A 25,443-nucleotide genomic window follows, 5' to 3' on the forward strand; every position below is an offset into this window, starting at 1 on the left:
GGGGCGTAGAGAGGCAAACACCGTTCAACCATCGGGAGGCCGTGATGATCGCAGAAAACGAAATGCCCTATCTGACGCGCAGCGTCGAACTGGCCAAAGAGGCGCTGCAAGCCGGCGACGAGCCGTTTGGCAGTCTGCTGGTCAGCGCCCAGGGCAAGGTGCTCCAAGAAGAGCGTAACCGCATTGCCAGCGGCGACAGCACCCGCCACCCGGAAATCGCCCTGGCCTACTGGGCGGTGGAAAACCTGACGCCGGCAGAGCGTGCCGCCGCCACCGTGTATACCTCCGGCGAGCACTGCCCCATGTGCGCCGCCGCCCACGGCTGGGTAGGGCTTGGGCGCATTGTCTACGTCAGCTCGTCAAAGCAGCTCGGCCAGTGGCTAAGCGCGATGGAAGTGGCGCCGCCGCCGGTCAAGGCCCTGCCCATCCAGGAAATCGTGCCCGGCCTTGAGGTCGACGGCCCGGTGCCGGAGTTTGCCGAGACCATGGAGTCGCTGCATCGCCGGTATCATCAGCAACCGGCCGCGTCGCGCTAGTCGAGCACCGTTACCTTGACTTTGGTCACGCCGCGCTCGATAAATTCCAGCTTGCGCGCCGCGCGCTTGGACAGGTCAATAATGCGCCCGCGCACGTAGGGGCCGCGGTCGTTGATCACCACCTTGACGCTCTTTCCGGTATCCGGACGGGTGACCTTGACCTTGGTGCCCATGGGCAGCGTCAGGTGGGCGGCGGTCAGCGCCTGCTGGTCGAAAGGTGTGCCGCTGGCGGTGAGCGCACCTTGAAAACGGTCGCTGTAGTAGGAGGCCTTGCCTTTTTGCGTTACAGGCGCGGCATCGGCCAGCGCCGCGGTGCTTACGGCAATACTCAAAAAAGCGCCGGCCAGTGCGCCGGCCGCCAGCGTAGCAGGGAAAGAGCGGGTAGCCATTGGCGTTCCTCCCGGGTTGGGCACAAAGCGTAGCACGCTTTGGCTGTCGTCGGGTAGCGTGTGACGCCAGCCCGTGGCGGTCTTACCCGTGCTGCGTGAAGTAGGCCTGCATTACGGCGAGCACCTGATCGATATCAGCGTCGCTGATGTCGCGGTGGGTGACCAGCCGTGCGCTGCCCAGCAGGTCGATAAAGATGCTGTGTTCGCCAAGCCAGCCGGCCAGCGGCGCGGCGTGCGGGGCAAAGTCGGCGAACACCATGTTGGTGGCCTGCGAGGTGACGCGCACGCCGGGCAGCTTTTCCATGCCTTGGGCCAGCGCTTTGGCCCGGCGGTGATCTTCGGCAAGCCCCGAGAGATGATGCTCCAGCGCATACCAGCAGGCCGCGGCGATAATGCCGGACTGGCGCATGCCGCCGCCGGCTACCTTGCGCCACCGCCGAGCGCGCTCGATCAGCTCGGTGGAGCCGACAAGTACCGAGCCCACGGGGGCGCCGAGTCCTTTGGAAAAGCACAGCGAAACGCTGTCAAACGGCTCGCAGAGTGCCGCCAGCGGCGTATCCGTGGCCACGGAGGCGTTGAACAGCCGTGCCCCGTCCAGGTGGGTGGCCAGGCCGTGTTCGCGGGCCAGTGCCGTGGCCGCCTGAGTGTAGTCGTGGGGGATGACCTTGCCGGCGATGGTGTTTTCCAGTGCCAAAAGCCGGGTGCGGGCAAAGTGGACGTCGTCGTCCTTGATCGCCGCGCGGATCTTGTCCAGCGGCAAAGTGCCGTCGGCGGCATTTTCCACCGGCTGGGGCTGAATGCTGCCCAGCACAGCAGCACCGCCGCCTTCATAGCCATAGGTGTGGGCCTGCTGGCCGACGATATACTCGTCGCCGCGCCCGCAGTGGGCCATTAGCGCGATCAGGTTGCTTTGGGTGCCGCTGGGAAATAAAAGCGCGGCTTGCTTGCCGGTGATGTCGGCCACGGCCTTTTGAAACGCGTTGACGGTGGGGTCGTCGCCCCACACGTCGTCGCCGACCGGGGCGGCGCACATGGCCTCAAGCATGGCCGGAGAAGGGCGGGTGACGGTATCGCTGCGCAGGTCGATCATAGTGGCTCCCTGAAAAAAAAGTGGGACAGGCCCGGTGGTAAAACAAAGCGGGTGAGAAATAAAGCCGGGCGGGCGCCGCTTCCCGCTACTGATAGCCCCGGGCCTGCAGGCGGAACAGCGCGGCGTAGCGGCCGTTTTGCGCCAAAAGCTCGGCGTGGGTGCCGCGCTCGATAATCCGCCCGGCGTCCACCACCAGTATCTGCTCGGCGCTTCGCACCGTTGAGAAGCGATGCGAGATCAGAATCGTCATCTTGTCCCGGCTGTGCTGGCGAAAGCGGGAAAACACCTCGGCCTCGGCGGCGGGGTCCATGGCCGCGGTAGGCTCGTCGAGCACCAGAATATCGGCGTTTTCGCGCATGTAGGCCCGGGACAGGGCGATTTTCTGCCACTGGCCGCCGGAAAGCTCCTGGCCGTTTTTGAACCAGCGCCCCAGCTGGGTGTGATAGCCCTCGGGCATGTCGCGGATAAAGTCGTCGGCCATGCCGTGCCTTGCGGCGTGCTTCCAGCGGGCCTCATCGTCAAAGGCGTGGGTGTCGCCGACGCCGAGATTCTCGCCCACCGGCAGCTGGTAGCGCACGAAGTCCTGAAAGATCACCCCCACGCGTTCGCGCAGGGCCACCGCGTCCCAGTCGCGCAGGTCCGTGCCGTCGAGCACAATGCGCCCGGCGGTGGGGGAATAAAGCCGCGTCAAAAGCTTGATCAGCGTGGTCTTGCCCGAGCCGTTTTCCCCCACCAGCGCCAGGCTCTGGCCCGGCGTCAGGTGCAGCGAAATCCCGTGGAGCACTTCCTTGCCGCCGGGGTAGGCGAAGCTGACGTTTTCAAAGCGCAGGCCGTCGCCGGGCGTCTGGCCCCGGGTGGCGGTGCCGGCTTCTTCCTCTACCGGCTGCTCCAGGTATTCGTAGAGGTTGGAAAGGTACAGGTTGTCCTCGTACATGCCGCTGATGGCGGTGAGGCTTGCCGAAAGCGCGCTCTGGCCCTGTTTGAACACCATCAGGTACATGGTCATCTGGCCAAGGGTAAGCGCCCCGGCTACGGTTTCCACCACCACCCAGCCGTAGGCGGCGTAGAACGTCAGCGTGCCCAGAAGCCCCAGCGCAAAGCCCCAGCCTTCGCGGCGCAGGGTCAGGCGGCGCTCTTCAGTGAACAGGCGGTTGAATATGGCCCGGTAGCGCTGAAGAAACAGCCCTTCAAGGCCGAACAGCTTGACCTCTTTGATGCTGTCTTCCCGGGCGAGCACGGTTTCCAGATACATCTGCATCCGCGACTGGGGCGAGCGCCAGCGAAACAGCCGAAACGCCTCGCCGGAAAACTTCGCCTCGGAGACAAACACCGGCAGCGCGCCCGCCACCAGAATCAGCAGCGCCCAGGGCGAAAACTGCACCAGCAGCACGCCGAAGCTGCCCAGCGAAATGGCGTTTTGCAAAAGCGAAAACGTCTTGTTGACCAGCCCCAGCGGCCGGGTGGAGGCCTCGCGCCGGGCCCGGGTGAGCTTGTCGTAAAGCTCGGAGTCCTCGAACTGGGCAAGGGACAGCGTGCCGGCCTTTTGCAGAATCATCACGTTGACCCGGTGGCCCAGCCGCGCGCGCAAAAGCGATTTTTGCGCGTCCAGCCCGCGCTGGGCCATGGCGATCAGGCCGATCACTGCGCCTTCCAGCGCCACCAGCCACAGCACCGGCGCAAGGCTTTGAGCAAGCGGCGGGGCGCTCGTCGTTTTCTGAACCTCCATGGCGGCCACCACGCCGTCAACGATCAGCTGGCCCACCCAGGCGGCCACCGCGGGCAATACCCCGGCTACCAGCGTGCACAGGGCAAGGCCCAGCATCATCGGCCGGGAGGTTTGCCACACCAGCGCAAGCGCTCGCCGGCTGTAGCGAAAGACGCCGAAAAATCCGCTCAGCGGTGCTGCACCGGCGGGACGATGACGAGAGGCATGAAAAGCAGACAAGGTGATAGGGCCGGCTGCGCTAGCGCTGAGCCAGCTGTTGCCCGGCGGCCGCGTCGCAGCGGCGCTCGGCCGAGCTTGCCAGCCATTCCTCGTCGGGATAGTAGGCAAACACGTACTGCTCGTCTTTGATGCTGTCGATCAGCGGGTAGGTGACCGCGGTGCGCACCGCGGGGCAGCCGTGGCTGCGGCCCAGCCGGCCGGTCTTGTCGATAAAGGCTTCGCTGACGTAGTCCGCGCCGTGAATGACGATGGCGCGCTCGAAGGCGTGGTCGTTAACGTCGGGTTCCAGGCCGTCCAGGCGCAGCGAATAGCCGTTGCGCCCGTAGTAGCTGTTCATGGTGCGAAACAGCCCCAGGCTCGACTGGTGGCTGTCGGGCACGTTGGAAAACGCCGTCGCCCGGGCATCTCCGGAGCCCTGGCCGTGGGATACAAGCTCTTTGAACAAAAGCCGGTGGTGTTCCAGATCAAACACCCACAGGCGCGGCTTGGTAGACGGCCGGGAAAAATCAATCAGCGCCAGGCGCCGGGCGTTCGGGTCGGCGCAGGCAAGCGCCTCGGCGGCCATGCGCAGCGCCTGGGGGCTGGCGCCCGGTGCCAGCTGGCCAAGCCGGCGGTGAAGAGAGGGCGTGCCGAGCGCCGGCGCGGTGGCCAGCTGCGCGAAGAAATCCGCCGCCGGCAGTGGTAACGTAACGCTGAAAAGGGACACGCTCAGCAGCAGCGCCGAGGCTTTGAGTCGAAACGCCATGTCATCATCCTTGAAGATGTATGAGAAATGAACGGCCGGGCCGCCGTGCTTTGGCTTATGGCAAGTCCAGGACGTATCGTAACGCAAGGGGAAGGCAATGGATAAGACGCGGCGGAGAAAAAGCGGCGCAGCACCGGGAAAAGCAGCGCCGGGAAAGGCGATAGGGCTGGCGGCTTTCGCGCTCAGCGTCGCGCTGGCGGCTGCCCCCGCGACGGCCCAAACGCCGCCGGCCGGGGCCGTGACAGAAGAAATCGCCAGAGTGACAGGCCGGGCGGGCGATCCTGTGGCGGCCTTTTATCAGCGTACGCAGCAGCAGCCGGCCTGGTTGCGGCTTGAACAGGTGGAGTCGCTGGCCGCGGCGCTGCAAACGCTGCCGCGCGACGGCCTCGACCCCGCCGACTACTGGGACGGGCCGGACTCTTTGAGGGAGGCGTTTGCGCGCAGCCGGAGGGCAAGCGCACAGGCCCGGGCCGCCTTTGACGTGCGCGCTACCCAAACCCTGCTTGGCGCTCTGGACGATTTGCAGCGGGGCAGGCTTGACCCCGGCGAGCAGGTGGCCGGCTGGGAGACGCCGCGGCCGGCGCGCACGTACGCCATGAGCCGGGTGGTGGACGCCGTGCGAGATGCCGACGTGGCCAGGGCGCTGGCGCTGGCCCGGCCGGACACCGCCGCCTACGGGCAGCTGCGCCGGGCGCTGGCGAAGTATCGCGCCCTGGCCCGCCGGGCTCGGCAAACGAACACGCCGCTGCTGCCCGTCGATGGCGCCGCGCTGCGACCGGATGATACCGGCGAGGAGGTGGCGATTCTACGCCGCAGACTGGCCTACTGGGGGATATCCGAAGCGCTGTTCGGCGACCCCGGCACCTACGCCCGGGTGGCGGCCCGCGCGCCTGATCCGCAGCGTTTTGATGCCGGCCTGGAGGCGGCGGTCAAAGCCTTCCAGCGCCGCCATCTGCTGGACGAGGACGGCGTGGTGGGCCACAAAACGCGCCGGGCGCTCAACGCCGCGGTCGGCCCGCGGGTGGCAACGCTGCGCGTCAATCTGGAGCGCGCCCGGTGGATGCCGCCGGTAACGGCACGCAAGCCCGGCGTGTGGGTGGATATCGCCGGCTACCGCATGCACTATACCCGCCCGAGCGGCGAGCGCTGGTCGTCGAAGGTGATCGTCGGCCGCGCCGGGCGCGAAACGCCGGTGCTGCACTCGGTGATTACCCACCTGACCGTCAACCCCACCTGGACGGTGCCGCCCACCATCTGGCGCGAAGACGCGCTGCCCAATATCCGGCGTGATCCGGGCTATCTGGCCCGGCGTAACATGCGGGTATTAAGTCCGGACGGCACCCGGCTGGATCCGCAGAGCATCGACTGGCAGTCGCCGGGCAACGTCATGCTGCGCCAGGCCGCCGGGCCGGGTAATCCGCTGGGGCGCGTAGTGGTGCGCTTTCCCAACGATCAGCTGATTTATCTGCACGATACTCCGTCCCGGGGGCTTTTCAACCGCGACCGGCGAGCGCTGAGCTCCGGCTGCGTGCGGGTAGAAGGCGTGCGCGAGCTGGTGCGAATGCTGCTCGACGACACCGGCAGCGACTATCGGCTGGATATGCTGCTGCGCCGCGGCAAAAGCGACCGCAACGTTTATCTGCCAAGGCGAGTGCCGCTGGCGCTGGTGTATCTGACGGCCTGGCCCAGCGCCCGCGGCGAGGTGGTGTTTCGTCCGGACGTGTATCGCCGCGATGCCGCCCTGCTGGGCGCGCTGTAACGCCCGGAAGCGGTGCTAGTTGTCGTTCTGCGCGTTTGCCTCGGGACGGTAGGCGGCCACGCTTACGGTACCGGTATCGCCGCTTTCCAGCGCGGCAATCATGGGCCTTGCCTGCTGCTGAAAAGCGACCAGCGAATCGCCGTGCAGGCGCGTATTTTCCGGCAGCTTGACCTTCATCGCATTAACCGGCGCGTTGTTGACGTGGACTTCATAGTGCAGGTGCGGGCCGGTGCTGCGCCCGGTATTGCCGGACAGCGCGATGCGCTCGCCCATTTCCACCCGCTGGCCCTTTTTCACCAGCGGCTTGGAAAGATGCAGATAGCGGGTGCGATAGCCGTTGTCGTGGCGAATGACGATATAGCGCCCGGCGGCGTAGTGCTTGACCACGCGCTCCACGCGCCCGCCGGCGGGCGCGGTCACCGGTGTGCCGATGGGCATGGCGAAGTCGGTGCCGTTATGCGGGCTGGTGCGGCCGGTGACGGGATGATGGCGGTTGGGGTTGAAGTTGGAGCTCAGCCGGTAGCTGCCCTCGAACGGGTAGCGGGCAAAGGCCGGGTCAAGGCTATGGCCGTCCGGCGTGTAAAAGCGGTTGTTATCGGCGTTGCGCACCAGCGTCAGGTCCATGCGCTGGCCCTGGTATTTCACCGCCAGCACGCGGGAGTCCAGGGGTTCATCGTCGATCATGTCGGATTCGACCAGCACCTGAAACGCGTCGCCCCGGCGGCTATCTCGGCGGAAGTCGAACTTTTTTTCCAATAGACGCGTAAGCTCGGTGACGGCACCGCTATCCAGCCCCGTGGCCTGGGCGGAGCGCGCAAAGCTGCCGCTGACGCTGCCGGCGTACAGGCGCTGAACGGGCTTGCCTTCGCGCTCGATGGCCGTAACTTCAAGATCTTCCTGCTGACGGGTGACAAGCACGCCGCTGCGCGTGTTTTTCATCATTTTAAGCGTCAACAGCCTGCCGTTTTCATCGACCCGGTAGTCAAAGCGCTGTCCGGCGCGCCAGCGGGTGAGCATCTCGGCGTCGGGCAGCTTGTCCAACAGCGTAAGCACTTCGCTGTAGCCCAGGCCCAGCTTGTTCTGGGCCATCACGGCAAAGGTCTCGCCGGCGTTGACGATATGGGTTTGCCACCGGGGCACGTAGGGCTTTTGCGCTTCAAGCTCCAGCGGCAGAAAGGACACCTCGTCGAAGCGGTCGATGCCGTAGTCTTCATAGGACGTGGCATCGGCCACCGGAGTGGCTTCTGGCTCGCTGACCGTCATGTTGCCGGCCAGCGTGCCGATCACCACCGCCATGTGCTGCGCGCCTTCGTCAAGCGCTGCCGTGTCTGCCGGGGCGAGGCGTTCGGTGGGCGTTGCACGGGGCGTTTCGACCGCGTCGGCCGATGCCGTCTGTACCACGTCCAGGTCGATGACTTCCGTTGCCTTGAGCTTGTCCAGGGGCAGGCCGCGCAGCGAGAAAGCGCCCTGGCCGGCATCCAGCAGGCGGGAGGCCTCGCCGATGGCCGTGGCAATGGGCGTTTTTTCACGCTGAGCGTCGGCGTCGGCCAGCGCCGGCAGGCCGGGTGCGCTATCGTCAGCCAGCGGGACCAGCACGCTGTCGGCCGGCATAGCCGGCTGGCTGTATTGATGATAGGTCGTGAGTAACTTGTGCCCGCCCAGCACGGTGACCATGGTCGCCACCGGTAACAGTAAAAATTTGTGTGTGCGGGGCAGCGAATGAAGGATTCGCAACATGGGGAAAAGGCCGCCAGATAATGTCAGAAAAAGTATATAAAGCAGTAAACTCGGGAACTTTAACGCATGCGCGGTGGGGTGCCTAGACTGTACGTTCGTACACAGAGGCGATATTTAATACAATAATATTAAGCTACCTGCTTCATTGAGGGGGAAAATTGGACATTCTGCTGCCCGGCGATTTTGCGTTATCGTCAAAACGGCTACGCATGAGATGAGCCACCGTTTTGTTGGCATGCCCGGCGCGTTACGGGCAGACTGCGCAGCGGCCGCCGCGGTGCGGCCGTCTCGTCAGCGCCGTGTTTTTTGAGGAAATGTCATGTCGCGCGTCACTCTTGCCCAGTGGCAGATGCTGGTTGCCGTGGTCGATCATGGCGGCTTTGCCCGGGCAGCCCAGGCCGTTCACAAAAGCCCTTCTACGCTGAACCATGCGGTGCACAAGCTAGAGGAGCAGCTTGGCGTCAAGGTGCTTGAGCCGGTGGGGCGCCAGGTTTGTCTGACCGACGCCGGTAAGCTGCTGCTGCGCCGGGCACGCCAGCTGATCGAGCACGCCACGGCCCTTGAGGACGTGGCTCAGCGGCTCTCGTCGGGCCTGGAGGCCGAGGTGGTCGTGTCGATCGACCAGATTTTTCCCGAAGCGGCACAGGCAAGCGCGCTGGAAACGTTTGCCTGCTGCTATCCGCAGGTGCGCGTGCAGCTTTATGAAAGCGTGCTCAACGGCGGCATTGAGATGCTGGAGGAAAGCCGGGCCGATCTGGTGGTAACGGGGCTGCAAGCCCGGGATGTGCTGGGCGAGCCGCTGGGCAGCGTGCGCTTTATTGCCGTGGCCCACCCGGGGCATGCGCTGCACCGGCTCGGGCGCCGGCTGGATTTGCGCGATCTGGCACACTACCGCCAGCTGGTGGTGCGCGATTCCGCGTTGAAACAGGCCACCAGCGCCGGCTGGCTAAAGGCGGAAGGGCGCTGGACGGTAGGGCACCTGAGCACCTCGCTGGATATGGTCCGGCGCGGGCTGGGATTTGCCTGGCTGCCGGAAACCCGAATCGCCGCGGCACTCTGTGAAGGCTCGCTGAAAGCGCTGCCGTTAACCGCCGGCGGCGTGCGCCACGTGCCCATGCAGCTTTACTTCACTGATCGCGATCGCGCCGGCCCGGCCACCCGGGCCATGGCGCAGGCGCTGCGCCAGGCGGTCGCACGTCTGGAAGAAACGCCGCCTGAGCACCTGCGCGAATAGCGGCGCGCCCAGCCCGGTTCATCAAGGCGCCGGCCGCGCCGATCGTCCGGCAGGGCGCGCTAGTTGGCGCTGTCCTCGGTCATGTCAGAGGTGGCCTGCCGGGTTTTTTGCCAAATCTCCCTGGCGCTTTTCTGGGTGGTTTGCCAGGCGCTTTCGGCGCCTTGCTGGGTCGTTTGCCAAGCGCTCTTGGCGTTGGCCTTGGCCTGTTGCCACCAGTCGCGGCTATAGGCCGGGAACTGCTCCATTTCTTCGGAGGTGGCGTTGATCATGACCCGGTGTTCGGTACGGTTGACGTCGTCGTCTTCTTTGTCGGCGTAGGTCTGCAGGGAAAAATAGGGCGTGGCCACGACCAGCTCGCGGCCGCCAAGCCCGAGAATGTCGCCGCTTTCCACCACCAGGCCGGATACCTTCATCTGCTCGTCGAGCAGAATATCCTCGACTTCGCCGATCGGCTTATCCGAGCCGTTCACGATATAGACATCAGCCTCCATGATGCTGTCGGCGGAATAGATGCCCTGGGGGTCGGCGTTTGCGTTCGGCCGGGTGCTTTGTGCCTGTGTGCCCAAAGAAATGCTGAGCACGCAAAGGCCAAGTGAGGTCATCAGAATATGTTGGCGCATGGCGTGATTCCTTGTTGGTGAGTTCGGCTCCGGCGGTGCTGCCGGTAGGGCAGCAGCGCTTCGCTCGCTCCTTACACGCTAGACGGCCAGCGCAAGACTGCAAAGTCGCAAATAGATAAAAACGATGAAAGCGGCAGCGCTATTGCAGGCGCGTCGGTAAAAAGCTGGCGTGGCACCGGCAGAGGTGATAGAGTGCGCGCTCCTCGCATGTGTTGACCCCTCCATCACGACGTAGCGCCGGCATTGACCGCCGAGCGTATGAGCAGCATCGGCCGTTGCGGATGCTGACTGATGTGAAGATGGCGCGCTTGGCCTTGGCCCTCAGCGGTAAGGCGAGCGCAGAAGGTCGCCACAGTGGCCGGCGCCGTATACACGCGCCGACCCTATGCCAGGTGCGACCGGCGTCTCAGACTCCTTGTTTTCAGCCGTTGTTGAGCTGTCAGCCGTTGCTGAAGCGGACCGCGTGAAACCGGCTCCTGTTACCTGCTAACGCCCGATGCGGCGGCAATGCCCGGCTTGGCCGGCATCGTTCAGGCCCGGAGTCAGAGACGCTTTTGATGATTTTTGCCGGCATGGCCGGCCTACCAAGGTGTGATTAATGACCTCGACTTCTGTCGCTTCGCCGAGTTTTGGCGATCTTGCCCTATTGCCCGCCGTTTTGTCCGCAGTAGAAAGCCAGGGCTATAAAGAGCCATCGCCGATTCAGGCAAAAACCATTCCCGCGCTGCTGGAAGGCCGCGATATGCTGGGCCAGGCTCAGACCGGCACGGGCAAAACGGCCGCCTTTGCACTGCCGCTGCTGTCTCGGCTGGAAATGGATCGGCGCGAGCCCCAGGTGCTGGTGCTGGCCCCCACGCGCGAGCTGGCTCAGCAGGTGGCCGTATCGTTTGGCAAGTACGGCCAGAACATCAAGGGGCTGGAAGTGGCGACCCTGTGCGGCGGTCAGGAATACCGCGAGCAGCTTTCCGCGCTGCGCCGCGGTGCCCAGGTTGTGGTGGGCACGCCGGGCCGGGTGATTGATCATCTGGATCGCGGCAGCCTAAAGCTTGACGGTCTGTCCGCGCTGGTGCTGGACGAAGCCGACGAAATGCTGCGCATGGGCTTTATCGACGACGTCAAGCGCGTGGTGGCCGACACGCCCCAAAACGCCCAGCGGGTGTTTTTCTCGGCGACGCTGCCGACCGAAATCGAGCGTATCGTCAACCGCTATCTGGTGGAGCCGGTCAAGGTCACCATCGAGTCGCGCACTACCACAGCGGACAACATCGAGCAGCGCGTGGTCCGCGTGGACGGCGGCGCCAAGCTGGAAGCGCTGTCGCGGATTCTGGAAGTCGAGCCGGTGGATGCCGCCATCGTCTTTGTGCGCACCCGTGCGGCCTGCACCACCCTTGTCGAGCAGCTGACCGCCCGCGGCGTCAACGCCGCCGGCCTGTCGGGCGATCTCGACCAGAGCCTGCGCGAGCGCACCATTACGCGGCTCAAGCGCAGCAAGGTCGACGTGCTGATCGCCACCGACGTGGCCGCCCGCGGCCTGGACGTGCCGCGCATCACCCACGTGATCAACTACGATCTGCCCCAGGACAGCGAAGCCTACACCCACCGCATCGGGCGTACCGGCCGGGCCGGGCGCAGCGGCATCGCGATCACCTTTGCCGGCTTCCGCGAAGGCCGCAAGGTTGGCTGGATGGAGCAGGCCACCGGCCAGAAAATGACCGACATGGCGCTGCCCGACGAAGCGGCGATCCGTGCCCATCGGGACAACGTCTTCCATGAGCGCGTGGTGGCATCGCTGACCCAGGGCGCCGACGAGCAGCGAGCGCTGGTCGAGCGCCTGGTCGAGGAAGGCCATGATCCCGTCGAGCTGGCCTGCGCTTTTGCCCAGATGGCCCGCGCCGACGAAGCGCCGATCGGCCGGCTGCAGGCGCCGCGTAAAGAGCGCGCCCCGCGCGAAGGCCGTAACGCGAGCGGCCCGCGCCGGGATCGCGGCCCCAGCGAAGGCATGACCCGCTACCGCGTCTCCGTGGGTCACAAGGACGGCGTCAAGCCCGGCCAGCTGGTCGGTGCGCTGGCCAACGAAGGCGGCATCGAAGGGGCGCGCATCGGGCGTATCGATATCCGCAACGCCTTTTCCGTGGTCGAGCTGCCCAAGGGCCTGCCGGCATCGCTGCTGGCCAAGATGGCCCGGGCAAAAGTCTCCGGGCGCCCGCTGGAAATCAGCGAAGACCGGGGCGGTGCAGAACGCGCCCCGCGCCGCCGCCGGGACGGTGAGGCTCCGGTTCGCCGTCGCGAACATGCCTGAGCCACGGCGCTGAGCGAAACGCTGACACCCTCGTGCCTACGGCACGGGGGTGTTTCGCTATCAGGAGGTCCTTATGCCTTTGCTGCCCCCGCAGCCCCTGCACGACTGGCATCTGACGCCGGGCGAGGCCGTAGCGCTGCAAAAGCGCCTGGCGCCGCGCGTGGAGCGGTCAGACCGCATAGCGCCGGTGCGCCATATTGCCGGGGTGGATATCGGCTTTGAAGACAGCGGCGCTACCACCCGAGCCGCGGCGGTGGTGCTGAAATGGCGCGAAGCGGGGCCGCCGTTCGAGGTGATCGAGCAGGTGGTTTACCGCGAGCCTACGCGCATGCCCTACATCCCCGGGCTTTTATCGTTTCGCGAGACGCCGGCGGCGCTGGGGGCCTGTGCCCGGCTGGAAACCACCCCTGAGCTGGTGATGGTGGACGGCCAGGGGCTGGCTCACCCGCGCCGGCTGGGCGTGGCCTCGCACCTGGGGCTGTGGCTGGACGTGCCCACCGTCGGGGTGGCCAAGTCGCGGCTTTGCGGCCGCCACGCGGAGGTGGGTGAGACGCGCGGTGACAGCGTGTGGCTTGAAGACAAGGGCGAGCGGATCGGCACGGTGCTGCGCTCGCGCACCCGGGTCAAGCCGCTGTACGTCTCGCCCGGCCACCGGATCAGCCAGGCAGCGGCGCTTGAGTGGGTCAAGCGCTGCCTGTACCGCACCAAGCTGCCCGAGCCCACGCGGCAGGCAGACCGCCTGGCTAGCCGCCGCGATGGGCCCGGGCGGCGCTGACCAGCGCGCGAATCAAACGCTGCTGTGGGCGGTTGAAAATCAGCCATTCCGGATGCCACTGCACGCCCATAAGAAAGTCGTGTTCCCGGGACTCGATGCCCTGCACCAGCCCGTTGCGGTCCCGGGCGACGATATCCACGCCCCTGCCTGCGCGGTTGACCGCCTGGTGGTGCAGGCTGTTGACGCGGCACCAGCGCACGCCGAGAAGCCGGTGCAGGCGGCTGTTTTCGGTAATGTCTACGGTCTTGCGCGGCAGCACCGTGCGCCGGCGCTTGAGCCCTTCGTGGGTGGTATAGATGTCCGGGTCCAGGGTGCCGCCGAGGTGGACGTTGATCAGCTGAGCGCCCCGGCAGATGCCCAGCACCGGCGTGTTCCGGGGGATGAAGTGCTCCAGCAGCGCCAGCTCCAGCTCATCGCGCAGCGGGTCCACGCGCACGTCAAGCTGGAGCTCGGCGTCGTAGAGGTTGGCCTGGATATCATCGCCGCCGCCGATGATCAGCCCGTCCAGGCTTTCGGGGCGGGGGCGGTTCGGCGACAGGCGCAGCGGGCGGCCGCCGTGACGCCAGACGGCGAACCAGTCAAACCACCAGGCCAGGCGGCTTTTACGGTCGGAGGTGGTGATGCCGATAAGAGGACGTGACATACGGCTTGGGTTTTCCTGGTGGGTGGCGAATAAAGAAGTCGCGTATCGATCAGCGCGAGCGCCAGGGGCGCAGCAGCGCGTCAAGCCAGCGGCGATAAAACGGACGGCCGTGGTCGGCAACGTACGCGGCACTGCGCTGTGTCAGGGCCTGGCGGTCGGCGGCGAGTTTTTCCACTTCCACCCAGCGGTTCCACTCGGTGACCGCCCCCCACTCGGGCTCGGAGAGCTGCGCGTTGGGCAGCCGATAGTGAAACGTGGGCCGGGGCTTGGTAAGCCCGCTGTGCAGCAGCGCGTGGGGATGCTCGGGGCAGAGGTGGGCAAAAAGCGGCAGCATATCCAGCTCGCGGTTGCGCGTGGGGTTATCGTGCAGGTAGTCGTCGATAAGCTCGGTCATGTCAGGCCGGTAGTCGGCGGCAAGCACCTTCAGTGCGTAGTCCTTGGGGAAGGGGTTGGCGTGGGGCAGCACCTCGCGGGTGATGTCGACCTTGATTTCGTCGCGCAGCCAGGGGGCCAGCAGCATATAGGCCTGGAGCATGGCGCGGATGTCGTCGGCTTTTGGCGAGGCGATTTCCGGGTTGAGGTGCAGGCCAAAACCGTACAGCAGGCTGGCATCGGTGCCCTTGGCGCCGTGTTCGCGCAGGGCGTCAAACAGACGGTCCAGGCGCTCCAGCTCGTTCCAGGGCACCGGCGGGCAGATGATCTCGGTCGGCACAAGCCCTGTGACCATATCGCCGATCAGCTCTCGGGCCTTGGCGTGAAATTCGGCGCGCAGCTGATGCTGGTGGCGCGCCCATTCGCCGTCCAGTGCGGCGCCGTCATCGAGCACTTTCTGGTCAGGGTGGGCATACTGGGTGTCCAGCTCGATGACAAACTCGCCCCAGCAGGTGTTGCTTACCTGTAGCCGGTGGGGGCTCTCCGCGTTAAGCTCACCGCCGAAAAGCTCGCGTACAATCAGTGCGGTATCCCGGGGCGGCAGGCCGGCAAACTCGATTTCCACGCCGACACGGCGCATCTGGCCCTGGGGATTGCGGGGGGTGGGGGGCGCTTGCAGCGTCATCTCGCGTCCTGTGGAATTGATCAACGAGCGGCTAGACTATCATATCGGGCAGGACCCACACGTTCAGGAGAGCCACGTGCGACAGCACTTTCTTACGTTTAGCGCACTGATTCTGGCGCTTCTTACCGCGACTTTGATGTTGGCCTCGCCGGCTCAGGCCCAGGGCGTGTCGATTCCCGGGCTTAACCCGCAGGCCTCTCAGGAGCAAAAGCCCGATAGCGCATCGCTGCAAAAGTCGCTCGATGACATCATTGCCACGCTGGAAGACAGCCAGCAGCGCGAGCAGCTGCTCAAGTCCCTGCGCGATCTCAAAACCGCCGCCGATGCCTCGGTGGAGCAAAGCGGCGGCCGCCAGGGGCTGCTGGGGGCGCTTGCCGATACCCTCACCGACATTAACGAGCAGGCCCAGGAAGGCGGCTCACCCATTGAACAGTGGGAAGAGCAGCTGCGCGAAGGGGGAAACGAGCTGCGCGAGCTGCTCAACCGGCCCGGACGTGACGGCACGATTCGCGCCGTCGTTGACGGTGCGGTACTGGGCACGTTCTGGGCGGTGCTGCTGGTGGTGATGATTGCCGCGGGGCGATTGCTCGCCACGCGCCGGGGCTGGCCCCATGATCTGCCGCGAAACCCGCCCGGCAGGCTGATGGCGATCCACTTCTTTCGCCGCATGCTGCCCTGGACGCTGGCTTTCGCCGTGGTGTTCAGCCTGGGCCAGATCATGTCGCCAAGCCCGGGGCGTACCGTGGTGCTGGTGCTGGCGTATGTCTGCGTGTGCGGCCGGGCGCTGTCGGTGGTGTTTGAAACCGTGATTGCCTTTTTCAGCAGCGGCCACCGCTTTACCGCCGTGCGTCTGCTCCAGGAGCGTGCGCTGCGCGGGCTGTTTGTGATCGGCGCGCTGATCGCGCTGGGTGATGCGCTGATTTCCAGCCGACTGGTCGGCATGCTGGGCGAGGACTTTTCCAGCCTGGTCTCGGTGCTGGCCAACATGCTGGCAGCGCTGGTGGCGGCGCGCTTTATTATCAAATTCAAGCGCCCGATTCGTCATTTGATCTGTAATCGCCGCTATCGTCAGCGCCGGGACGCAGGTACCGCCATTGAGCTGAGCCGGGCGCTGGGCGGGCTTTGGCATATTCCGGCGCTGCTGCTGGTGGGCGGCTCGCTGCTGGCGATTTTCATCAGCGTGGGGGATGTGGGTACAGCGCTTGCGCGCTCGATTATCTCGGCGAGCCTGCTGGTGCTGACGCTGGTGGTGACCGGGCTTTTGCGCCGTCACGGCGAGCGGCGCCAAAAGCGCCGGCGTCCGCCGCGCTACCGGGAATATCGCCGCCGTCTGGCGCGGGTGGGCTTTGTGCTGGCACACATCTGTGCCTGGATGGTGTTTGCTGAGCTGTTCATGCAGGTGTGGGGCAGCTCGCTGTTCGGCATTGCCCGGGACGGCGTGGCCGGCGCGCGTATCGGCCAGGCCCTGGTAAGCCTGGGGGCTACGGTGCTGATTGCCTGGCTGGTGTGGATCTTTGCCGACACCGCCATTCAGCGGGCGCTGGTGTCCTCGGCGCGCTCCCAGGGCCGGCGGGTCAACCAGGCCCGGGCCCAGACCATCACGCCTATGATCCGCAACGTGATTTTTGTCACCATCCTGGTCATTGCCGGCATCGCCGGGCTGGCCAATCTGGGCGTTAACGTAACGCCGCTGCTGGCCGGTGCCGGTGTGATCGGTCTGGCCATCGGTTTTGGCGCCCAGACTCTGGTGCAGGACTTGATTACCGGGATTTTTATCCTGATCGAGGACTCATTGGCGGTAGGTGATTTCGTCGAGATCAACGGCCACATGGGCACCGTTGAAGGCTTGACGCTGCGCACCGTGCGCCTGCGCGACCTGGACGGCATTGTGCATATCATCACCTTTAGCCGTTTTGACTCCATTCACAACATGTCGCGCCAGTTCGGCATTGCGCTGATGAAGATTCGCATTCCATACACCATGCGCATCGACGACGCCATCACGCTGATGCAGGAAACCGCCCAAGAGCTGCGTAACAACCCCATGATGCGCCACTACATCTGGGCGCCGCTGGAAATGCAGGGCATTCACGCCTTTGAAGACGGCTGCCCGATTCTGCGCATGCGCTTTCGTACCGCGCCGGAAATGCAGTGGGACGTGGCCCGGGCGTTCAATCTGCTGCTGAAACAGCGTATGGAAGCCCAGCAGGTGGATCTGGGCGTGCCGCGCATCAGCTTGAGCATGGAAGCCAGCTCCGAGCGCTGGGATGACGAAAGCTCAAGCCGCGACGAAGTGACAGCGCTGGACGATACCGTGTCCAGCGAAGCGCCGGCCGGTGCCAGTGAGCAGGCGCCGGAGCAGACCCACCGGCCCACGCCGCCTCGCCCCGCGCCCAAGCCCACAAGGCAGGAGAAGGCCCGCGAACAGGCGCTATATCGCACCCAGCCGCAGACACAGGGCGAGCCCGCCGGCGAAACCCACGCAGGCAGCGGCGATGAGGGCGACGGCAGCTAGCCAGGGGCCGCCCAGGCGTTGCCAGCGGCTGTAGCGCACGGCGGCCTGGCGTACCCGCCGGCGCAGTGCTTGGTGCTGGTCAACGGCCTCGCCCGGTGAGCGGGCAAAATCATGGGCGATACTTCCCTGCCAGTGGGCGCCGTGGCAAAGGCCCAGGCGTGCGCGCAGCCGGCCGATATCGGCGAGCGTGGCGTGCAGCGCGTCATACTCCTGGCGATGTTCAGCCACCGTCAGTACGGCGCTGGCGTCTTTTTGCAGGGCCCGGTTGGAGCAGGCCTCCAGCGCCTGGCGAATCTGGGTGTCGGTGGCGTCCGGCGGCAGGGACAGGCGCTGATACAAATCTCGCATGGGCGGGCTCCGTGTCGGTGTTGATGGCGCCAGGCAGCGTGCGGCAACGCGGTCAGGCGCCGTGTCAGGCAGGCGTGCGCTGCATAAGGTAATCATAGGCCTTTTTGATGCGCTGAAAACGCTGCGACGCCCGGGCTGTGGCCTGCTCGCTTTCGGCAAAAAAACGGTCGGGATGATGCAGCTGGGCCATGCGCCGATAGGCACGGCGAATATCGCGCCGGCTGGCCCCCGGGTCCAGTCCGAGAATCGCCAGTGCTTGCAGGGTGCGATCCGGCGCCGCGGCGGACGCGCGGCCGTGCCGTTCGCGCCGTTCGCGCTCTTTTTGCTGATGCTGGCGGGCCTGTTCCTGCTCCTGCTCCTGCTCGCGCTGCTGCTGCGCGCGGGCCTGTTCGGCGTCTCGCTCGGCCTGGCGCCGGTAGTAGGCGGTGTTGCGCGCGCGCCAGTAGGCCTCGCGGCTGGGGTCGTCCGGGGGTGGCAGGGCGCTGCCGGTGAGCGCCTGGAAAAGCGTTTCCAGCATGGCCGGCGGGATGCCAAGCAGGTCGGCCAGAAAGCGAAGAATGTAGTGGTTGGCAGGCGACAGGCGGCCGTTTTCCACGGCCAGTGCGATGGCCTTTTGAATGATGCCGTGCCCCTGCTCGGCGCTACATTGGCGGTGCAGCACCTCGGCGGCGAGCTGTACGGCGTGGGTGTCGCGCTGGCCGGCAATGCGCAAAAGCGGGGCCAGATCATGCCCGTGGGCAAGCCCTTCAGCCTTTCGCGCCAGCCGCCAATAGCGCTGATGCGGGGTGAGCGTGGTGCAGTGATCAAGCACCCAGGCCAGCAGCAAAAGCGTTGCCGTATCCGCTTGTTGGTGGCTTTGTAGCAGCACCAGCTCAAAGGTTGAAAAGCGGGCAATCGGCATTCCCTGGCTCCCGGCGATCATTGGCCAAAACCGTAGTCAAGACCGTAGGCAAGGCAGTAGATAAAACAGTAGGCAAGACGCGAATAGTCGGCAATGGTGGCGTGACCGGCGGCGGATGGCAAGTCTGCCGAGCGGCGGATGGCCCGCCGATAACCGACAAGCCCGCTAACCCACAAGAGAGGCCCAAGTGGTTCACGTAGAGCGTAAAGACAGCTTTCAACTGCGTTTGTCGCGGTATCTGAAAGAAGAAACGTCCCACACGCTTGACGTGTATCTGTTTGTGCCCGGCGAGCTGGGGCTTAGTACGCGGCTGATCGCCGAGGAAGTGTTTTATCACAGCGCCATTCATACCGCGCGCACCTATTACAGCGACGAGCACCATCTGCCGCTGGTGCATAGCCGGCTTGCCAGTCGTAACCGCCTGGACAGCGCCTCCTACCGTTTGAGCCTTAGCCTTTATGCCTACCAGTACGTAGAGGCGCTGGAGCGCACCACGCGCACGCTGCTGGACAGCGCGCGCAAGCTTAAGCAGGCGTCGACGGCCGAGGAAGACGCGCCGACCAAAGCGCCCAGCACAGAGGCGTTTGCCCAGTCGCTGCGTGAAATGCAGGCGCTAAGCGACGGTATTCTCAAGCGGCTGCGGCGTAACCGCCCCAAAGACGAGCGGCTGTATAAATACTTTGCCAATATCGATAATTACGTGTCGTGGTTTACCGAACAGCAGCTTTTAGCGCTGGTCGCCCACATGCCGCGCCGCGCGGCGCTTACGTCGCTGAAGCGCGAGCTGATTGCCATCTGCGAAAGTGAAAGCGACTACCGCCGGGCCCAGCAGTATAACGCCGAGCGGGTAAGGCAGGACGCGACGCGGATGTCGAACAAGATGCGCCTGCTGCGCCGGCTGATCGAGCATCCGATTACGCTAAGGCAGCGCACCCGAGAGCTTGGCAGCGGCGAGCAAAAGGCGGTCAAGGCGCTGGCAACGGCGGTCGCCATGGCGTTTGTATCGTTTGGCGTGCTGCAGGTGCGCGATCAGCTGGGTGATATTACCGTTTTATTCATCCTGGCAATGGCGGTGCTGTATGCCATGCGCGAGGTGTTCAAAGACGACTTGCGCAATACGCTGTGGCACTGGCTGCGCAAGGGGCGGCCCAAGTGGCGGCGGGAGTATCGCGACGCTACGCGCAACGAGCCGGTCGGGCGCCAGCTGGAATGGTTTGATTACAAGCGCTATGCCGCGCTGGATAGCGACGTGCGCGATATGCGCCGGCGCAAGGTGACTCAGCGTGAAGAAATGGTGCTGCACTACCGTTCCCGCTCGCGGATGTCGCCGACGCGCTTTTTAAGCGGCTACCGCCATACCCGGGAAACCCTGACGCTGGACATGTCGCTGCTGACCCAGCTGATGAGCCGCAGCGCCCATCACATATATCGGCTTAAAAACGGCCAGGCCGTGCGCGAGCGGGTGGAGCGCCGTCATCTGTTCAATCTGGTGGTGCGGCAAACGGAAAACCACGGCCGCGCGCGTCTGGCGCGCTGGAAGGTCGTGGTCAGCCGGTCAGGCATCGTCGATGTGGAAAAGGTGGCTGACAGTGACGATGCCTGAGCGGGTCGGTCAAAGCCGGGGAGCTATTCCTTGAGGGCGTCCAGCGCGCGTTCCAGATGGCGTACGCTGCGCTCGGGGTGGTGCAGTTTGTCCAGCCCGAACAGGCCAATGCGGAAGGTCTGGAAATGTTCGCCTTCGTCGCAGGCCAGTGCCACGCCGCCGGCGACCTGTACGCCCTGCTCGGCGAGCTTGGCCGGCAGGCCCGGGTCTTCGGTATAGCACACCACCACGCCCGGCGCATCGAAACCGTCGGCGGCCACGCTGATAAAGCCGTGGCGCTTGAGCATGGCGCGAACCGCCTCGCCGACCACCTGCTGTTCTTGCTTGACGCGGGCAAAGCCGTAGTCGCGAGTCTCGAACATGATATCGCGCAGGGTCTGCAGCGCATCGGTGGGCAGGGTCGCGTGGTAGGCGTGGCCGCCGTTTTCGTACGCCTGCATGATGCCGTGCCACCGGGCGAGATCGCAGGCAAAGCTTGTGCTCCGGGTCTCGGCCAGGCGCTTTTCGGCGCGCTCGGAGAGCATCACCATGGCACAGCAGGGCGAGCCGCTCCAGCCTTTCTGCGGCGCGGTGACCACCACGTCGATGCCCAGATCGGCCATGTCGACCCAGAGGGTGCCGGCGGCAATGGCGTCGAGCACGAACAGGCCGCCGACTTCGCGGGTGGCCTTGGCCACCGTGCGCAGGTAGTCGTCGGGCAGCTGCATGCCGGCGGAGGTTTCCACCTGAGGCACAAAGACCACGGCGGGTTTTTCCGCGCGGATGCGTGCGGCGGCTTCGTCAGCGGGTACGGGCAGAAACGGCGAGCGCTCGTCGCCGGGAACCTGACGGCGGGCCTTGAGTACGGTGTGCTGCTCGGTCAGCCGGCCCTGCTCGATGATCTGGGTCCAGCGGTAGCTGAACCAGCCGTTGCGGATCACCAAAACGGACTGATCGGTAGCGAACTGGCGGGCGACGGCTTCCATGCCGAACGTGCCGCTACCCGGCACAATCGCTGTGGCGTGGGCGCAGTAGACGTCTTTCAGCGTGGCGGAAATGTCGCGCATGACGCCTTGAAAACGTTGCGACATGTGATTCAGCGCGCGGTCGGTATAGACCACGGAATATTCCAGCAGTCCTTCCGGGTCGATGTTGGGCAGCAGGCCGGCCATGATGCTCTCCTGAGTGGCTGCGCGCCGGCGAACGGCGCGCTGGATAAGGGATAATGCAAGAATACGAGCAATGCCGCCCCGGGAAAAGAGAGACCGGGGCGTAGATGCCGTCAGGCGATGTCGGAAGCGCCTGCCAGCGTGGATACCAGATGAGGCAGCAGCGTCGTGGCGCCCAGGCGGAAATGGCGCGGGGTCATCCATGCCGGCCCCATGATGTCGCTTGCCAGCGTGAGGTAGACGGCGGCGTCTTCGGCGGTATGGATGCCCCCGGCGGCCTTGAAGCCCACGTCCTGCCCGCTGTTCTTGATGGCGTTGAGCATAACGGTTGCGGCCTCGGGCGTGGCGCCCACGCCGGCTGTGCCGGTGGCGGTCTTGAGAAAGTCGGCGCCGCCTTCAATGGCAAGCTCGCAGGCGCGCTTGATCAGCGCCGGGTCTTTGAGCTCGCCGGTTTCAAGGATGACTTTCAAAAGCGCCTGGCCGCCGCACGCTGCCTGGCACATTTCGACAAACTCCAGGCAGGTCTCTTCGTCGCCGTCGAGCAGGGCGCGCCAGGGCAGCACCACGTCGACTTCGTCTGCGCCTGAGGCCACCGCTTCGCGGGTTTGTCGCGCCGCGGCCATGATGTCGTCGTTGCCGTGGGGAAAGTTGGCGACCGCGGCGATCTTGACCTCGCCGTTGAGCTTGTGGGCGGTCAGCACGCGCCGCGCGGCCACCACAAACTGAGGATACACGCACACCGCGGCCGGGTGGCCGAAAGGCGTTTTGGCCTGCTGGCACAGCGACTCGATATCGGCGTCGCTATCCGCCGCCGCAAGGCGGGTCACGTCCAGCAGCGCCAGCGCCTGGCGCGCGGCTTGAAGCAAGTTGATCGAAGCAGGCATGGGAGTCTCACTGGTTGATGTTAGGTAGCAGACGGCGGGCTATTCGGCGCGATCAAGCCCCATCTGCCAGAAATCGATTTCCAGACGCGTGGCGTCGTTGAAGATGGTGGTAAGCTCGGCAAAGCGCGCCGGGGATACTTCGCTCAGGCGTTCGTTGAGCCAGGCAACCTCGGCCTGCATGGCCTGCTGGAACTCGTCGCTTTCGTACATGGCGATCCAGGCGTCAAAGGGGTTGTCGGCCCCGCGCCGGGTGAAAGGCTGGGCGTTGAGCCAGTTGGCGATCTCACCGTAGCCGACCAGGCAGGGCGAAAGCGCTACGTGCAGGTCGAGCAGATCACCGCGGCTGCCGGTATCCAGCACGTAGCGGGTGTAGGCCAGGGTGGCGCGGGCTTCGGGCAGCGCGGCCAGTTCCTGCTCGCTGACGCCCCACTGGCGGCAGTAGTCGATATGCAGACCCAGTTCGATATCGATGATCGCCTTCATGCCCTCCAGCGCCTGGCGCAAATCGGCAAGGGTGGGGCTTTTGTATGCGGCCAGCGCATAGGCGCGGCCGAAATGAATCAAAAACAGATAGTCCTGCTTTAAATAGTGGCGAAAAGCGCCGTCTTCCAGCGTGCCCGCACCCAGCTGGCGGACGAAATCATGCTCGATGTAGGCGCGCCAGTTACGCGGGCAGGCGCGGGTCAAATCGCTGAACTGATACCCCATGTGTTGCAGTCTCCCTGTCTATTCATCTGTGCCGGGCAGCGGCCCGGGGCGGCGCGCCCAGCTTACCAGAGCCAGCTGCCCGGGCGTGCCGGCGGCAGGCCCCGGCGCACGGCGATAAACCCGGTGATGCAGCGCACGACCAGCCATACCGCCAAAAGCGGCCACAGGATGGCACCCAGTGCAAAGACGCTCAAGGCGAAGACGGCACAGAAATACAGCGTGCCGATCCAGAACGTGCGGATCAGGTAGCGATAGTGGGCCTGAAGCCAGGGGGCGGCGCCCTTGCGGTAGACGTAGGCGATGATTACGCCGATCAGCAGCGTCACGTTGGCCGTCACGATGCCGCCGAGAAACAGGGCGTAGACGATTTGCGGCGTACGCGTGTTCACGTATGGGGTATCGAGGTTGGTCATGCGGGCGGTCTCACATGCAGAAGGTCTCAAATAGACGGCAGCGCGTCGGCTGCGCTATGGCGTCAATACAGCTGGAAATCACGGTAGTCGGCGCGTCCCTGCTGCTCTTCGATGACTTTGCGGTAGCGCTTGTATTCCCATTGATACTGCGCCGGGTCAAGGCGGATGGCGGCTTCCACGCAGGCGTTGACGCCGGTGGCGGAGGTGACGTCGTCGGTGCTGTAGACGCGTACGTCGGCGTCAAGAAAATGGATGGCAAACCCCTTGCCGGGTACGCGCCGGGCCACGCCGGTCACCACGCGCGCCTGAGTGCGGGCGACCAGCCTGGGCAGCAGCGTAGCGGTGTAGGCATCGCGGTGGAAAAACGGCGCAAACACGCCGCTGCCCCAGCCGGGTTCCTGGTCGGGCAGAATGCCCACGGCTTCGTGGCGTTTGAGCGCTTTGAGCAGTGCGGCTACCCCGCGGGCGTTGGTGGGCACAAGCGCGGCGCCCTGGCGCTGCCGGCCGTGGCGGATGATCGGGTCCAGCGCGGTCATTTTGGGCGGCTCATACATGGCGGTGAACGGGAAGTGGCTCGACAGCCAGAAGTTGAGCACCTCCCAGTTGCCGAAATGCGGGGCGAGCACGATCACGCCGCGGCCGTCACGTCGAGCGTCGTCGAGCTTTTCGCGGCCGTGCACGGCGATGATGCCGGCGGCTACGCGCGCTGGCGGTGCCATCCAGGCGTGCCCCAGCTCCAGCATGGTGGCGGCGGAGTGGCGCAGGCTGCGCCGGGTCAGCGCGCGGCGCTCCCGGGCAGCAAGCGCGGGGTAGACGACGGCCAGATTGCGCCGGGTTACCTCGCGTTCGCGCCGGCTGAAGCGGTAGACCAGCGCACCGGCCAGGCGTGCCAGGCGCCACAGGCGAGCGAGCGGCCAGCCGGCCAGCCGCTGCCACAGCCAGGCAACGGCGCCGGCGCGGGTACGGCGTGGCGGAAAAGAGGGATAAGGCATGGTATTACAACAGCCAGCTATGTACGTTGTGCGGTGCGCGCTTTTCCTGCAGGCCCTTAAAGCCCTTTACGCAGCGCACGATCAGCCATACTGCAAGTGCCAGCAGCAGCGGAAAGCCGATCAAGACCAGCGTCAGAAGAGTGGCAACCAGCGCGTACAGCAGCCCTATCCAGAAGGTGCGGATCTGATAGCGATAGTGCGCATCCAGCCAGTCCGGGCCGTCACCGCGATGGAGATAGGCGATGATCACGGCGATAATGGAGGTAAAGCCGACGACAAAGCTTGCCAGATACAGCGCATATACCACCGTTGCCAGGGTGGTGTCCGGCGAGCGAGGCGCTTGCCGTGCCCCCGCGTCTTCGCGATACACCGGTTGCCGGGTATCTTCATCCATGTGCCTACCTCGTCGTGTCTTGATCGTCTGCGTGCCGGCGTTGCTGGTCGTGTCCTGGCGTCTCGCCCGGCCTGTGCCGGCCATATTACCCCGGTGCGCGGCGCGGTGCATCGGCCCGGGGCGCCTAGGTTTTTTCTGCCTGCCGTACCGGGCGGGCAATTTCCAGCAGATTGCCGTCGGGATCGCGCAGATAAAGCGACTGGATAGGGCCGTTGGCGCCCTGGCGATCGACCGGGCCCAGTTCGACATCAATGCTCAAGGCGTCAAGGTGCTGGCGAAACGCCTCCAGCGGCAGCTGGCAGCGCAGGCACAGATCCAGACTGCCCGGCGTAGGCGTGGCCGAGGTGGGCGCGATATCGGTATCGGTCTGGTGCAGGCGCAGCGCGGTGTCGCCAAGCATCAGATCAACGCGCTGGGCGTCGCGATAGCGTACGTCAAGCCCCAGCACGCGGGAGTAGAAATCCACAGCGCGGGTCATGTCGGTGACGGTTACCACCAGATGGTCCAATCCTGAAAGCATGGCACTTTCCTTACGTCAAACGTCTTAAGGCGAAAACGGATGACGTCAAGAATACGCTGACGGGGTATGAAGACGCAAAAGCCGTGCCATGTGTGAGCGCGCAGAACGGCCACACCGGCGCGAAAAGGGCCCGGCAAGGCGCTGAGCCGGCTAAGGACTTTTGCATCCAATCATGATTTACTACGACG

General features: G+C 65.1%; 24 protein-coding genes. 7 read left to right on the forward strand and 17 right to left on the reverse strand.

Annotation, left to right across the window (positions count from 1 at the left end):
• The first annotated feature begins 44 nt into the window (after positions 1–44).
• Positions 45–536 carry a nucleoside deaminase gene (locus tag ABD654_RS04400; protein WP_344702638.1) on the forward strand — a complete coding sequence of 164 codons (492 nt, stop codon included), beginning with the start codon at positions 45–47 and terminating at the stop codon, positions 534–536.
• On the opposite strand, the gene ABD654_RS04405 is transcribed toward ABD654_RS04400, so the two are convergent.
• The 4 genes from ABD654_RS04405 to ABD654_RS04420 form a co-directional block, all read right to left on the reverse strand.
• Positions 533–925, reverse strand: a complete 393-nt coding sequence (locus ABD654_RS04405; RefSeq protein ID WP_344702640.1) for a septal ring lytic transglycosylase RlpA family protein — start codon at positions 923–925, stop codon at positions 533–535. The two genes, ABD654_RS04400 and ABD654_RS04405, sit on opposite strands and share 4 nt — an antisense overlap.
• Before the next feature lie 82 nt (positions 926–1,007).
• Complete coding sequence (gene ltaE / locus ABD654_RS04410) at positions 1,008–2,015, reverse strand: low-specificity L-threonine aldolase (protein ID WP_344702642.1); 1,008 nt, start codon at positions 2,013–2,015, stop codon at positions 1,008–1,010.
• Positions 2,016–2,100: 85 nt separating this feature from the next.
• A complete protein-coding gene (locus tag ABD654_RS04415) occupies positions 2,101–3,960 on the reverse strand; it encodes an ABC transporter ATP-binding protein (protein WP_344702644.1) in 1,860 nt (619 codons plus the stop codon).
• A 19-nt stretch (positions 3,961–3,979) separates the two neighbouring features.
• Positions 3,980–4,705: a murein L,D-transpeptidase catalytic domain family protein gene (locus ABD654_RS04420; protein ID WP_344702646.1), complete on the reverse strand. Its 726-nt coding sequence runs from the start codon at positions 4,703–4,705 to the stop codon at positions 3,980–3,982.
• Positions 4,706–4,802: 97 nt separating this feature from the next.
• On the opposite strand from ABD654_RS04420, the gene ABD654_RS04425 reads away from it, so the two are divergent.
• A complete protein-coding gene (locus ABD654_RS04425; protein WP_344702648.1) occupies positions 4,803–6,464 on the forward strand; it encodes a L,D-transpeptidase family protein in 1,662 nt (553 codons plus the stop codon).
• A gap of 15 nt (positions 6,465–6,479) precedes the next feature.
• Here ABD654_RS04425 and ABD654_RS04430 read toward each other — a convergent pair whose 3' ends face one another.
• Positions 6,480–8,201, reverse strand: a complete 1,722-nt coding sequence (locus ABD654_RS04430) for a peptidoglycan DD-metalloendopeptidase family protein (protein WP_344702650.1) — start codon at positions 8,199–8,201, stop codon at positions 6,480–6,482.
• A gap of 319 nt (positions 8,202–8,520) precedes the next feature.
• On the opposite strand from ABD654_RS04430, the gene ABD654_RS04435 reads away from it, so the two are divergent.
• Positions 8,521–9,435, forward strand: coding sequence for a LysR family transcriptional regulator (locus tag ABD654_RS04435; RefSeq protein ID WP_344702652.1), 915 nt, complete (start codon positions 8,521–8,523; stop codon positions 9,433–9,435).
• A gap of 59 nt (positions 9,436–9,494) precedes the next feature.
• On the opposite strand, the gene ABD654_RS04440 is transcribed toward ABD654_RS04435, so the two are convergent.
• On the reverse strand, positions 9,495–10,055 hold the full coding sequence (locus tag ABD654_RS04440; protein WP_344702654.1) for a PRC-barrel domain-containing protein: 561 nt from the start codon (positions 10,053–10,055) through the stop codon (positions 9,495–9,497).
• A 598-nt stretch (positions 10,056–10,653) separates the two neighbouring features.
• Between ABD654_RS04440 and ABD654_RS04445 the strand changes: the two genes are divergently transcribed.
• A complete protein-coding gene (locus tag ABD654_RS04445; protein WP_344702657.1) occupies positions 10,654–12,354 on the forward strand; it encodes a DEAD/DEAH box helicase in 1,701 nt (566 codons plus the stop codon).
• A 73-nt stretch (positions 12,355–12,427) separates the two neighbouring features.
• Positions 12,428–13,129 (forward strand): deoxyribonuclease V, encoded by a 702-nt coding sequence (nfi, locus tag ABD654_RS04450; RefSeq protein ID WP_344702659.1) that lies wholly within the window; start codon positions 12,428–12,430, stop codon positions 13,127–13,129.
• Here nfi and ABD654_RS04455 read toward each other — a convergent pair.
• Both ABD654_RS04455 and ABD654_RS04460 read right to left on the reverse strand, forming a co-directional pair.
• Entirely contained in the window at positions 13,098–13,772 is a 675-nt protein-coding gene (locus ABD654_RS04455) for a gamma-glutamyl-gamma-aminobutyrate hydrolase family protein (RefSeq protein ID WP_344702661.1), read from the reverse strand. The two genes, nfi and ABD654_RS04455, sit on opposite strands and share 32 nt — an antisense overlap.
• Before the next feature lie 49 nt (positions 13,773–13,821).
• On the reverse strand, positions 13,822–14,829 hold the full coding sequence (locus ABD654_RS04460; RefSeq protein WP_344702663.1) for an amidoligase family protein: 1,008 nt from the start codon (positions 14,827–14,829) through the stop codon (positions 13,822–13,824).
• A gap of 76 nt (positions 14,830–14,905) precedes the next feature.
• On the opposite strand from ABD654_RS04460, the gene ABD654_RS04465 reads away from it, so the two are divergent.
• Complete coding sequence (locus ABD654_RS04465) at positions 14,906–17,344, forward strand: mechanosensitive ion channel family protein (protein WP_425552715.1); 2,439 nt, start codon at positions 14,906–14,908, stop codon at positions 17,342–17,344.
• Here the strand turns inward: ABD654_RS04465 and ABD654_RS04470 are convergent.
• A complete protein-coding gene (locus ABD654_RS04470) occupies positions 17,261–17,692 on the reverse strand; it encodes a hypothetical protein (RefSeq protein WP_344702665.1) in 432 nt (143 codons plus the stop codon). The two genes, ABD654_RS04465 and ABD654_RS04470, sit on opposite strands and share 84 nt — an antisense overlap.
• A gap of 64 nt (positions 17,693–17,756) precedes the next feature.
• A complete protein-coding gene (locus ABD654_RS04475) occupies positions 17,757–18,593 on the reverse strand; it encodes a J domain-containing protein (protein WP_344702667.1) in 837 nt (278 codons plus the stop codon).
• 187 nt (positions 18,594–18,780) lie between these two features.
• Between ABD654_RS04475 and ABD654_RS04480 the strand changes: the two genes are divergently transcribed.
• Complete coding sequence (locus tag ABD654_RS04480; protein WP_344702669.1) at positions 18,781–20,196, forward strand: hypothetical protein; 1,416 nt, start codon at positions 18,781–18,783, stop codon at positions 20,194–20,196.
• A gap of 23 nt (positions 20,197–20,219) precedes the next feature.
• Here ABD654_RS04480 and ABD654_RS04485 read toward each other — a convergent pair whose 3' ends face one another.
• The 7 genes from ABD654_RS04485 to ABD654_RS04515 form a co-directional block, all read right to left on the reverse strand.
• Complete coding sequence (locus tag ABD654_RS04485; protein WP_344702671.1) at positions 20,220–21,347, reverse strand: aminotransferase class V-fold PLP-dependent enzyme; 1,128 nt, start codon at positions 21,345–21,347, stop codon at positions 20,220–20,222.
• A gap of 110 nt (positions 21,348–21,457) precedes the next feature.
• On the reverse strand, positions 21,458–22,228 hold the full coding sequence (gene deoC / locus ABD654_RS04490) for a deoxyribose-phosphate aldolase (RefSeq protein ID WP_344702673.1): 771 nt from the start codon (positions 22,226–22,228) through the stop codon (positions 21,458–21,460).
• 39 nt (positions 22,229–22,267) lie between these two features.
• Complete coding sequence (gene tenA, locus ABD654_RS04495) at positions 22,268–22,936, reverse strand: thiaminase II (protein WP_344702675.1); 669 nt, start codon at positions 22,934–22,936, stop codon at positions 22,268–22,270.
• 62 nt (positions 22,937–22,998) lie between these two features.
• On the reverse strand, positions 22,999–23,349 hold the full coding sequence (locus ABD654_RS04500) for a DUF4870 family protein (protein ID WP_344702677.1): 351 nt from the start codon (positions 23,347–23,349) through the stop codon (positions 22,999–23,001).
• Between the two features lie 62 nt (positions 23,350–23,411).
• The gene (locus ABD654_RS04505) at positions 23,412–24,341 is read right to left on the reverse strand and encodes a lysophospholipid acyltransferase family protein (protein WP_344702679.1); all 930 of its coding nucleotides are present in this window, start codon (positions 24,339–24,341) and stop codon (positions 23,412–23,414) included.
• Between the two features lie 4 nt (positions 24,342–24,345).
• Positions 24,346–24,735, reverse strand: a complete 390-nt coding sequence (locus ABD654_RS04510; RefSeq protein ID WP_344702681.1) for a DUF4870 family protein — start codon at positions 24,733–24,735, stop codon at positions 24,346–24,348.
• A gap of 124 nt (positions 24,736–24,859) precedes the next feature.
• A complete protein-coding gene (locus tag ABD654_RS04515; RefSeq protein ID WP_344702683.1) occupies positions 24,860–25,255 on the reverse strand; it encodes a VOC family protein in 396 nt (131 codons plus the stop codon).
• Positions 25,256–25,443: the final 188 nt, after the last annotated feature.

The organism is Halomonas cibimaris (genome assembly GCF_039537045.1).
GTDB lineage: Bacteria > Pseudomonadota > Gammaproteobacteria > Pseudomonadales > Halomonadaceae > Vreelandella > Vreelandella cibimaris.